8 protein-coding genes are annotated in these 11,701 nt (G+C 72.0%); 6 read left to right on the forward strand and 2 right to left on the reverse strand.

From position 1 onward, the window contains the following. Window positions 1-14 precede the first annotated feature (14 nt). The 5 genes from Aut01nite_RS26250 (at window position 15) to pabB (ending at window position 7,917) form a co-directional block, all read left to right on the forward strand. Window positions 15-1,121, forward strand: a complete 1,107-nt coding sequence (locus Aut01nite_RS26250; protein WP_152628825.1) for a sensor histidine kinase — start codon at window positions 15-17, stop codon at window positions 1,119-1,121. Then, window positions 1,118-1,723: a response regulator transcription factor gene (locus Aut01nite_RS26255; RefSeq protein WP_043527172.1), complete on the forward strand. Its 606-nt coding sequence runs from the start codon at window positions 1,118-1,120 to the stop codon at window positions 1,721-1,723. Before Aut01nite_RS26250 ends, Aut01nite_RS26255 begins: the two co-directional genes overlap by 4 nt. Before the next feature lie 163 nt (window positions 1,724-1,886). Next, on the forward strand, window positions 1,887-5,810 hold the full coding sequence (locus Aut01nite_RS26260) for a hybrid non-ribosomal peptide synthetase/SDR family oxidoreductase (protein ID WP_043527173.1): 3,924 nt from the start codon (window positions 1,887-1,889) through the stop codon (window positions 5,808-5,810). Between the two features lie 11 nt (window positions 5,811-5,821). Continuing rightward, the gene (locus Aut01nite_RS26265; RefSeq protein ID WP_043527175.1) at window positions 5,822-6,412 is read left to right on the forward strand and encodes an anthranilate synthase component II; all 591 of its coding nucleotides are present in this window, start codon (window positions 5,822-5,824) and stop codon (window positions 6,410-6,412) included. Beyond that, the gene (gene pabB, locus Aut01nite_RS26270; protein ID WP_083999280.1) at window positions 6,409-7,917 is read left to right on the forward strand and encodes an aminodeoxychorismate synthase component I; all 1,509 of its coding nucleotides are present in this window, start codon (window positions 6,409-6,411) and stop codon (window positions 7,915-7,917) included. Before Aut01nite_RS26265 ends, pabB begins: the two co-directional genes overlap by 4 nt. A gap of 56 nt (window positions 7,918-7,973) precedes the next feature. Here the strand turns inward: pabB and Aut01nite_RS26275 are convergent, their stop codons facing one another. After that, window positions 7,974-9,389, reverse strand: a complete 1,416-nt coding sequence (locus tag Aut01nite_RS26275; RefSeq protein ID WP_052163968.1) for an MFS transporter — start codon at window positions 9,387-9,389, stop codon at window positions 7,974-7,976. 131 nt (window positions 9,390-9,520) lie between these two features. Between Aut01nite_RS26275 and Aut01nite_RS26280 the strand changes: the two genes are divergently transcribed. Next, window positions 9,521-10,387, forward strand: coding sequence for a helix-turn-helix transcriptional regulator (locus Aut01nite_RS26280; protein WP_043527178.1), 867 nt, complete (start codon window positions 9,521-9,523; stop codon window positions 10,385-10,387). A gap of 64 nt (window positions 10,388-10,451) precedes the next feature. Here Aut01nite_RS26280 and Aut01nite_RS26285 read toward each other — a convergent pair whose 3' ends face one another. Next, window positions 10,452-11,633 (reverse strand): response regulator, encoded by a 1,182-nt coding sequence (locus Aut01nite_RS26285; protein ID WP_052163969.1) that lies wholly within the window; start codon window positions 11,631-11,633, stop codon window positions 10,452-10,454. Between the last annotated feature and the right edge of the window lie 68 nt (window positions 11,634-11,701).

Below are 11,701 nucleotides of genomic sequence, written 5' to 3' on the forward strand. Positions count from 1 at the left end.
ATACGGTGGCGATCATGTCCGGTGACCGGCACCGCCGACGACGCGGTCTCACCCTGTTGCTCGCGCACACCGCGTGGCTGGGGTTCCTGCTGCCCACGGCCGCCGCGGTGACGCACCGGCCGGTGGCGGCCCTCGGGTTGGCGGTCTTCGTGCTGCTCTATCTGGTGCTGGTGGCGGTGCCCGTGGTGCCGTTGCCGATGCGCCCGGCCGTGCAGCACACCGGGCTCGCCGTCCTGGCGCTGGTGGGTGTCGCGCTGGCCGCGGCCAACGCCTCCGGGCCCGGCGGTTGGACGATCCTCCTGCTGTTCGTCTGCTCGGCCGGCGCGCTGTGCCTGGACCGTCCGGCCGCCGGGTTCGCCTGGGTCGCCGCCAGTGTCGCCGCTGTCCTCGCCATCGGTGTCGCACGTTCCGTCCCGGCCGCCGACACCACACCGGTCGCGCTGATCACCGGGCTGGCCGGCGTGTCCACCATCGCCTTCGTACGGTTCGTCCGGCTGGTCGAGGAACTGCGCCGCACCCAGCGGGAGCTCGCCCGCACCACTGTCGAACGGGAACGTCTCCGGTTCGCCAAGGACCTGCACGACCTGCTCGGGCACACGCTGTCCTTGATCGTGGTGAAGGCGGAGGTGGCCCGGCGGGTGGCCCCGGCCGACCCCGGGCGCGCCGCGCGGGAGGCGGCGGACATCGAGCGGATCGGCCGGACCGCGCTCACGGAGGTGCGCGAGGCCGTCAGCGGCTACCGTTCGCACAGCTTCGCCCGGGAACTGGAGAACGCCCGGGCCGTGCTGGCCGACATCGGCGTCGAGGTCACCGCGCCGGAGACCGGGCCGGCACTCGGCGGGGTGGCCGACGACGTGTTCCGCTGGGTTCTGCGGGAGGCGGTGACGAACGTCCTCCGGCACAGTGCCGCATCCCGCTGCGACATCGCGGTGACCGCCGACCGGGGCGGGGCGACGCTGACCGTCCGCGACGACGGCGTGGGGCGAGAGCTGTCACCCGGCAACGGGCTGCGGGGTCTCGCCGAGCGGGTCGAACAGGCCGGTGGCACGCTGCGATGCGGCGCGTCCCCCACCGGCGGGACCGAGCTGACCGCACACCTGCCCCCGGCGGCCATCGCATGATCAGGCTGCTGCTCGCCGAGGATCAGGGCATGATGCGTGGCGCCCTGGCCCTGCTGCTGAACCTGGAGCCGGACATCGAGGTGGTCGCCGAGGCGGGCACCGCCGCGGAAGCGCTCCGGGCCGCCGCGAGCACGCGCCCGGACGTGGCTCTGCTCGACATCGAGATGCCCGACGGCAGTGGGCTCGACGTCGCGGCGCGACTGCGGGACGAACTGCCGGACTGCCGGGTTCTGATCGTGACCACCTTCGGCCGGCCCGGTTACCTCCGGCAGGCGATGGAAGCCGGTGCGGCCGGTTTCCTCGTCAAGGACGGCCCGGTCGAGCAGTTGGCGGCAGCCGTACGACGGGTTCTCGCGGGGGAGCGGGTGATCGATCCGGCGCTCGCGGCGGCGGCCCTGTCCGCCGGCCCGAACCCGCTCACCGACCGGGAACGTGATGCCCTGACCGCGGCGGCGGACGGCACGACGGTCGCGGACATCGCGGTGCGGCTGCACCTGTCGGAGAGCACCGTCCGCAACTACCTCTCGGCGGCGATCGGCAAGACCGGCACCCGGAATCGGATCGAGGCCGCGCACCGGGCCCGCGCCAACGGCTGGATCTGATAGCTGAACCGGTTTATCGACGGGCGTGATGCTGTGTGTGCTTTCTCTCGCTGGTGGATTGAAGACACTGAATTGGCGGAGCGATCGGTAGCTTAACCGCGTAAGTACCGATGGCTATGCGGGGGCATGTATGACTTTCGAGGGTGTTCGCGGGGGTAGCCCGTTGTCGTGGTTCCAGGAACGGCTGTGGGTCCACCACCGGCGCAGTCCGGAGGACACCAGCTACAACCTGCCGCTCCTGCTGCACGTCCGCGGCGCCCTCGACGTGGCGGCCCTCGAGCGGGCCGTCGGCGCCATCACCGCCCGGCACGAGATCCTGCGCACCTCCTACGACGAGACCGCGGACGGAGAGCCGCGCCAGTTCGTCACGCCGCCGCGGCACGTGAGCCTGCCGGTCCGGACCGTCGACCGCACCGAGATGCTCGCGGAACTGGACGAGTTCCTCGAACACCGCTTCGACCTGCGCCGAGGGCCGGTCCTCGTCGCGCGTCTCCTGCGGTTGTCCGGCGACCACCACCTGCTGCTCCTGAACGTGCACCACATCGCCGCGGACGCATGGTCGCTCAAGGCGATCCTGCTCGCCGAACTGCAGAGCGCGTACGCGGCGTTCTGCCGGGGCGAGCAGCCCGCCGCGCCGCCGCTGACGGTCCAGTACGCCGACTACGCGCGCCGGCAGCGCACCACGGACATGTCCGCCGACCTGGAATTCTGGCGGGAGACCCTGGCCGGGTACGAGGACAGCCTCGAACTGCCGGCGACGTACCCGCGGCAGGCGAAGTCCGGCGCCCGCAGCGGAACCCTCGTGCACCGCTATCCGCCCGAGTTCGCCCGCGACCTCGAGCGTTTCGCGCGCGAGCACGACAGCACGGTGTTCATGTGCCTGCTCGCGGCACTGGCCGTGACGGTCGGCCGCTACGCCGACAAGGACGACCTCTGCATCGGCACCACGACCTCCGATCGCTCGGACGTCGCGTTCGAGCCGCTGATCGGATTCTTCGTCAACATCCTGCCGTTGCGGATGCGCCTCGACGAGCAGAGCAGCGTCGCCGAACTGCTGAAGAACGTACGAGCGCAGGTCCTCGACGCGTTCGAGCATCCGGCGCCGTTCGAACGGATCCTGCAGGCGACCGACGCGGCCCGCCGTGGCAGCGCGAATCCGCTGGTGCCCATCGTGATGAGGCAACAGAACTTCCCGCGTACGGCACTCGGCGCCGTGCTGCCGGGCGAGGTGACCTTCGAGCCGTTCCCGGGACCCGGCGAAACCGACGAGGCGGTCCTCGAACTGCTCGGCCGCGAGCACGTCGCGGCACGGTGCGAGATCGAGATGTCGTACTCCGACGGCGTGGACGGTCTCGAGGTCGACGTGGTGTACGCCGCCGACCTGTACGACCGGGCGGCTGTCGAACGTCTGCTCGCCCATCACCAGCACGTGCTCGAAGGCATGTTCCGGGACGCCGGCCGGCTCCTGCTGGAGGTGCCGCTCCTGCGCGACTCCGACGTGGCCGCTCTGGTGGGGCGAGGCGATCGCGTGGTGACGGCGCCTCCGGCCCGCTCCTTCCCCGACCGTTTCGCCGCGCAGGTGGAACGCGCTCCGGAGGCGGTGGCGTGCTGGGACTCCCGCGGCGCCTGGACCTACCGCGACCTCGACCGGCGCGCCCGGCGGGTGGCGCACTCGCTGGCGGCACGCGGTGTCGCGCCGGGGGACCTCGTCGCGGTGTGCCTGCCCCGCGGCGGCGATCTCCTCGCCACCCTGCTCGGCGTCTGGCAGGCGGGCGCCGCGTACGTGCCGATCGACCCGGCCTACCCGGCCGCCTACGCCCGGCAGATCCTCGACGACGCGCGGCCGGGCGTCATCGTCTGTGACGCCGAACGCCAGGCCCGGCTCGGCACCGACGACGCCAAGTGCCTGCGACTCGACGAGGCCGGGGACGGCGAGGCGGACCCTGTGCCGGTACGCCCCGAATCGCTCGCATACATCATGTACACCTCCGGGTCCACCGGCCGGCCCAAGGGGGTGCGGATCCCGCACCGCCAGCTGGACAACTGGCTGAGCTCCCTGGAGACGAACCTGCCGTTCCAGCCCGGGGAGGTGGTCGCGCAGAAGACCACGTTCGTCTTCGCGGTCGGGGTCAAGGAGCTGTTCGCCGGCCTGCTCCACGGATGCCCCCAGGTGTTCCTCGACGACGACACCGTCCGGGACGTGACGGCCTTCACCGGCGCGCTCGCCGAGCATCACGTCAGCCGTCTCAACATCCTGCCGTCGCACCTGGCGGGTGTCATGGAGCATCTACGGGCCGGCGGCCGGCGGCTGCCCGCGCTGAAGGTCTGCGTCACCGCCGGCGAGCCGCTGCCCAAGGACGTGGTCCTCGCCTTCCGCCGGATGTTCCCGGACGCGCGCCTGTTCAACAACTACGGCTGCACCGAGGTCAACGACATCACCTACTACGACACCGCGGACTTCGACGGGCGGGCCGACTTCGTCCCGATCGGCACACCGATCGGGAACACCCGGGTGTACGTGCTCGACCGTCACGGCCGGCTCGTGCCCGACGGTGTCGCCGGGGAACTGCACGTCGCCTCCGTCGGGCTGCCCGACGGCTACCACGGTCTCGACGACCTGACCGCCGAACGTTTCCGGCCCAACCCGTTCGGGCCCGCGCCGGGCACCCGCCTCTACAACACCGGTGACGTCGTCCGGCGCCTGCCGGACGGCACCCTCGACTACATCGGCCGGCACGACTTCCAGGTGAAGGTGCGGGGTTTCCGCGTCGACGTGCGCCAGGTCGAGCAGGTGATGGGCGACGTCGAGGGCATCCGGGCCCGCGCGGTCGTCGGGCACGGCGACCGGCTGACCGCCTACTACACCAGCGGGTCCCAGCACGCCGTGCCGGTGGCGGAGCTGCGCGCGTTCCTGCAAAACAGGCTCCCCGCGTACATGGTTCCGGACACGTTCGTCCGGCTCGACGCGATGCCGCAACTGCCGAACGGCAAACTCAACCGCCGCGCGCTGATCGAGGCGCGGGGCGAGGCGCAGCAGAGTGACGCGTACGAGCCTCCGGTGAGCGCCACCGAGCGCACCCTCGCGGGCATCTGGGGACTGGTCGTCAACGTGCCCGCCGCCCGGGTCGGCCGCCGGACGCACTTCTTCGAGATCGGCGGCCACTCGCTCGCCGCGATGCGCGTCCTGGCCCGGATCAAGGACACGTTCCGGGTCGAGCTTGGTCTCGCGCAGCTGTTCGACGCGCCCCGGCTGGACTCCCTCGCCGCCATGATCGACCAAGGGATCGGCGCCGGGCAGGCCCCCGCCGCGCGGACCTCCAAGCCGCCGGCCGGCTCCGGGCTGCTCCACGACAAGGTGGTGCTGGTCACCGGCGGCAGCCGCGGCATCGGCCTGGCCACCGCACTGCTGCTCGCCGAGCAGGGAGCCACGGTGGCGATCAACTACCGGGACAGCGAGGCACAGGCCCGCAGCGCCAAGGAGATGATCGAAGCCGCCGGTGGGACCGCCGAGATCTTCGGGGCCGACGTGACCCGCGCCGAGGACGTCGCCGCCATGGTGACGGCCGTCCACGATCGCTTCGAGCGCATCGACGTGCTGGTGGCGAACGCGCACATGCACTTCCGCCACCGGCCCTTCCTCGAATACGAGTGGGCCGACCTCGACCGCAAGGTCACCGACGAGCTCAAGGCCGTCTTCCATCCGTGCCAGGCCGTCGCCCCGGAGATGATCAGGCGCCGCGCCGGCAGCATCATCGCGATCTCCAGCACCCTCTCCAAGCGCAGCAACGAGGGGTTCCTCGCGCAGAGCACCGCCAAGGCCGCGGTCGACGCCTTCGTGCGCTCCGTCGCCACCGAACTGGGCCCGCACGGCATCCGGGCCAACACGGTCGCGCCCGGGCTCACCCTGACCGACGCGGCGATGCCGATGGCGCCCCACGTCAAGGAGTCGATCGCGGCCGGCAGCCCGATGCGCCGCAACGGGCTCCCCGAAGACATGGCCGGCGCCGTGATCTTCCTGGCCAGTGACCTGTCCCGCTTCATGACCGGCACGTACCTGCCGGTCGACGGCGGCTTCACCACGTTGTAGGGATCACCCACATGCGTCCCACGCTCCTCGTCATCGACAACTACGACTCCTTCACCTTCAACCTCGTGCAGATGTTCCGGAACCACCCCCTCGAGATCGAGGTGGTCCGCGCCGACGAGATCACCGTGGACGACGTCACCCACCGGCGGCCCGACTACGTCCTGGTGAGCCCCGGCCCCCGCAGCCCGCGCGAGGCCGGGATCTCCACCGAACTCGTCCGCCGCCACCACGGCACCGTCCCGATCCTCGGCGTCTGCCTGGGCATGCAGTGCATCAACGAGGCGTTCGGCGGCCGTACGGTGCCCGCGCCCCTGCCGATGCACGGCAGGACGAGCGCCGTGCATCACGACGGGTCGGGCCTGTTCGCCGGCGTTCCCGAACCGGTCACCGTGGCCCGCTACCACTCGCTCGCCACGGCGGGCATCAGCGCCGAACTCCGGGTCAACGCACGTTCCGCCGACGGCGTGCCGATGGGCGTCCAGCACGTCCGCCACCCGCTGTTCGGCGTCCAGTTCCACCCGGAGAGCTTCCTCACCGAGCACGGGTTCACGATGATCGAGAACTTCCTGGGCGCCGGCCCGCTGAAAGGAGCGCTGAAGTGACCGCCGACCCGCTGACGTCACTGCGGAAGGTGACCGGGGTGCACGCCGAGCCCATCGCGCTGGCGGAGCCGTTCGCCGAGGTCGCGCGCCGCTTCGCGCACCTGCCCGGCACCGTCGCCCTGATGAGCGGGGGAACGGCCGACTGCGCGCGGTTCCACATCCTCGCCGTCCACCCGTGGCTCTCGCTCAGCGGAGGGCTTATCCAAACCACGATCACCGACGGGGACCGGCGGATCGAGGTGGACGACGACCCGTTCACCACCTTGCAGCGGCTGCTGCGCCACTGCGCGCTGCCGGCGCCGGCCGCACCGCTCCCGCTGTCCAGCGGACTGCTCGGCTATCTCGCGTACGACCTGAAGGACTGCCTGGAACGGCTCCCCGCGACCAGCGCCGACGACCTCGGGCTGCCGTTGATGCACCTCGTCGCCCCGACCGTCATCCTGATCCAGGACCGGGTCTCCGCGGCCACGACACTCCTGGTGATGCGGGTGGACGGCGACGACGTCCCGGTGCACCGGCACGTGGCCCGTTTCAAGGAGGCGCTCGCCGCCCCTCCCGCGCCCCATGGGCTCGCCGACCCGCCCTCGCCCCGTCAGGGGGAGCCGGAGACGGCAGGTCGCTGTGTGTCCGGGTTCTCCCGGGACGAATACCTCGCGGCCGTCGAAGCGATCCGCAAGTACATCGTCGAGGGCGACGTCTACCAGGTGAACATGTCGCAACGCTTCCAGACGCCGTTCACGGGTGACCCGTTCGACTGCTTCGCCGCCATGTTCGCGGAGAACCCGGCGCCCTTCTTCGCCTACGTCAACGCGGGCGACCACCAGATCGTCTCGACCTCTCCGGAGCGCTTCCTCGAGCTCCGCAACGGCACGGCCGAGACGCGGCCGATCAAGGGCACCCGGCCCCGGGGCCGGACCCCGGCCGAGGACGAGGCCCTCCGCACCGAGCTGCGGGAGAGCGCCAAGGAGGACGCCGAGCTGTCGATGATCGTCGACCTGCTCCGCAACGACATCGGCAAGGTGTGCCGTCCCGGATCGGTACGCGTACGCGAACACAAACGCCTCGAGAGCTACCGCAACGTCCATCACCTCGTGTCCACCGTGACGGGCGAACTCGACCCGGAGACGGACGCCGTCGACCTGCTCCGGGCCACCTTCCCCGGCGGCTCCATCACCGGCTGCCCGAAGATCCGGGCGATGGAGATCATCGACGAGCTGGAGCCGGTCCGGCGGCACGTCTACACCGGCAGCATCGGCTACCTCGGGTTCGACGGCACGATGGACCTCTCCATCGCGATCCGGACGGCGACGTTCACCGGCGGCCGGGCCGTCTTCTCCGTGGGCGGCGGCATCGTCTACGACTCCGACGCCGCCAGCGAGTACGACGAGACCCTGCACAAGGGGCAGACCCTCCAGCGGCGCCTCACCACCGGGCGAGAGCCCGCCGCACCGTCCGCAGGCCGGTCGGACCGCCCGGCCGGAGGAGACCGCCGGGAGGAACCGTGAGACCGCCGGCTCCTTCCTGAACCGGGACCGCACGCCGGCCGCCCCGACCGGCGCGGTCAGCCGACCCGATCGCTGACCACCGCCCGGGCGCGCCCGGGCCGGACCAGCGTGAGCCACACCGCGACGGCAGTGATCAGGCAGAGCGCGGCGTTGACGGCGATCGCGGTGCGCAGCGTGGCCGCGTCACCGGCGGCGGCGCCGAGCACCGCCGACATCACCGGGATGCCGAGGGTGATGCCGATCTGCTGACTCATGGTCGCCAAACCGGCGGCGAGCCCCTGCTCGCCGTCGGGCAGCCCCGACGTGGCGGTCACCATGAACCCGACGATGGCGACCAGGTTGGCGACGCCGCCGACGAACGTGGCGATCAGCAACAGCGGCAACCCGTCCCGCGACGCGCCGAGCAGCATCAGCAGCAGGGTCGCCGCCGCCTGGACGGTGAGGCCGAGCGCCACGGCCCGCGCCGGATCACCGAGCCGGGCGATCAACCTCGGGCCGAGCACACCGCCGAGGACGGTGCCGAGCCCGAGGACCGCGAACGACAGGCCCGCCGCCAGCGGCGAGAGACCGAAGACCTCCTGCAGGTAGATAGTGAGCACGAAGACGAGCGAGGTCTCGGTCGCGAACGCGAGGACACCGGCCAGATTGCCCCAGGCCACGGTGCGCCGACGCAGAATCCGTACCGGCACCAGCGGCGCGGCGACCCGGCTCTCGATCAGCAGGAACGCCGCCAGCAGCACCGCCCCGGCCAGCAGACCGCCCCAGGCGCGCCAGTCGGCCCACGCGTGCTCCCCGGCGCTGGTGAGGCCGAAGACCACCGCGAGCAGGCCGGCCGTGACGGTGACCGCGCCCGGCACGTCCAGCCGGGGACGCCGGGCCGGACGGCTCTCCGCCAGCACCAGCGGAGCCACCGCCAGCACCCCCACCGCGACCGCCACGTTGACGAAGAACGCCCACCGCCAGGTCAACAGGTCGGTGAGGAGCCCACCGAGGATCGCGCCGGTGGTGAAACCGGCGGCCATCAGCGCGCCGTTGAGGCCGAGCGCCCGCTCACGCCGCGGCCCGTCCGGGAACGAGGTGGTCAGCAGCGCGAGCGCGGCCGGGGTGACCGCCGCCGTCGCCAGCCCCTGCGCCACCCGGGCCGCGACCAGCACCACCGGATCCGCGGCCAGTCCACCGGCCAGCGACGACACCCCGAGCAGCGCGACTCCGGCGAGGAACACCCGGCGCCGCCCGGCGATGTCGGCGACCCGGCCGAACAGCAGCGTGAAACCGGCCGCGCACAACGCGAACGAGGTGGCGATCCACTGCAGGCCGGACAACGCGAACCCGACCTCGGCGCCGATCACCGGCAGGGCCACGTTCAGGATGGAGAAGTCGACGGCCAGGGTGAAACTCGCGGTCAGCAGCACCGCGAGGACGAGCCGCTCCCGGCCGCGGACCGCGGCCGGCGCTGTGGGTGTGGTTGTCATGCGATGACCGTGGACCGCCGCGGCGGGCGCAACCATACCCCTGGCCAGAGTGGTACCAGCAGGCATACCCCTGGCCAGAGTGGTACCAGCAGGGGCAGGCAACTTCGGCGGAGCGCGGGCAGGATGGGGGAATGCGCAACGAGTTGGCGGACTTCCTCCGGACCCGGCGGGCCCGGTTACGGCCCGAGGACATCGGCTTGATCTCGTACGGTTCTCGTCGCGTCCCCGGCCTGCGGCGTGAGGAGCTCGCCCGGCTGGCCGGCGTCAGCCCGATCTATTACACCCGCCTGGAGCAGGGGCAGAGCACCAACGCCTCGGAGTCGGTGATCGAAGCCATCGCCCGGGCGCTGGCCCTGACCGACGACGAGCGCGCCTACCTGCACGAGCTGGCCCGCCCCCGCCCGGCGAAACGACGGCGGCCACCCCGGCCGGACACGGCGCGGCCCGGCATCGAGCGGCTGATCACCGCGATGCGGGACGTGCCGGCGCTCGTGCTCGGCCGCCACAGCGAGGTCCTGGCCTGGAACGAGCTCGGTCATCTGCTGTTCGCCGGCCACTGCGACCGGGCGGCGCCGAGCCGGCCGGCCGACCGTCCCAACCTGATCCGGATGCTGTTCCTCGACCCGCACACCCGCGAGCTGTACCGGCGCTGGGACGAGGAGGCCGGCCGGGCCGTGGCGTCGCTGCGGGTGACGGCGGGGCGCCATGCCGACGATCCGGCCCTCACCGCCCTGGTCGGCGAGCTGGTGGTGAAGAGCCCGGAGTTCGCGGCGTTCTGGGCCGAGCACCCGGTGCGGGTGTGCGGCGCCGGCGTCAAGTACCTGCACCATCCGGTCGTCGGTGACCTCGACCTCGACTACGAGGCCCTTCACCTGCCGGACGACGACGGGCAGCGGCTACTGACCTACACCCCGGCGCCCGGACCCGCCCACGAGGCCGCTCTCGCGCTGCTGCGGTCCGATGTCAGCGCCCGGACGACCGGGCACGCGGCGTCGTGACCCGGCGCCCGTCCGGCGCGACGACGGGCCCACGCCGCCGAATGCCCGTCCGTGGCGAGGCGGTTCAGCGGCCGGCCCTGAGCGGGGCCCGGCGGTCGGGGACGGCGGCCAGCACCGATCCGACGAGCTCGATGGCGCGGGAGAATGTGATCAGCCGGTCCAGCATCGACTCGGTGACCACGGTGTCCCGGCCGATCAGGACCAGCCCGTTCACCGCCACCACGTCTTCGAGGAGCCGCATGCCGACCTCGAGTTCGACCACCCGTACGGTCCGGATCGTGTCCGACGCCGCCCGGACGCCCTTGAGCCGTCGCAGCGCCCCGAGCACGTGCGGGGCCTGATCGTCGCGCTCCTCGCACGCACGGATCGCCTCGGCGGCGCTGACTCCCCGGCCGGCGAGCGTCTCGAACCCGATGGCCGTACGGATCACCGCGATCGCGTCCTGTACCAGCGCCGACCGGTCGCCCGGCCCGCCGCTCAGCCCGTCCAGGATCTCCCGTACGTCGCGCAGCTCCGGGATGTCGCCGAGCAGCCGCAGCCCGATCTTCGGCATGTCGTCGACAGCCGCCTGGTCCTCCGCGCTCAGCGGCAGCCCCCGTTCCAGCCGTGACAGCACGTCAGCCGGCACCGCCACCGCGCCCAGCTGCGACGCCATCGCCGCCGCTTCGATCTCCCACAGCCCGCCGAGTTCCAGCTGGGCACACAGCTTGCCGACGAGCGCGCTGATCCGCCCGGCCCGCTGATATGCCGACGGGTTCGACAGTTCCAGCACCCCGAACATGGCCCGCACGCTGGTGCGCAGTGTCCGGTCGAGCCGCTGCAGATCCTCGACGGCCTCGCCGTTCTGGCGTACCGAGTCACGGATCGCCGCCCGCAACGTCTCGGTGTCCGCGGGTTTGACCAGGTAACGGTAGACGCCGCCGGAGTTGATCGCGGCGACCGCGGTGGCCACGTCGCCGTACCCGGTGTGCAGGATCCGCGTGGTCGACGGATGCTCCATCTGCACCCGCCGCAGCAGCTCGATCCCGTTCATCCCGGGCATCCGCATGTCACTGACCACCACGGCCGCCGGGCCGTGCTCACCGAGCAGCGCCAGCGCCCGGTCGCCGCCGGTGGCGGTCAGCAGCCGGTAGTCCCGCCCCAGCTGCAGGCGCAGCGCCTCCAGCACCTGTTCCTCGTCGTCCACGGCCACCACCAGGGGTTTCCCGCTGTCGACGGCCTCCGCCTGGTACAGCTCGATCCGCATGCCCCGACCTATCGCCCAGCAGCACGGCAGCCTGAAGAAGTCTCGACCGCCGATCCCTGCTCCGAAGC

It is taken from the genome of Actinoplanes utahensis (assembly GCF_016862455.1).
In the GTDB taxonomy this organism is placed as follows: domain Bacteria; phylum Actinomycetota; class Actinomycetes; order Mycobacteriales; family Micromonosporaceae; genus Actinoplanes; species Actinoplanes utahensis.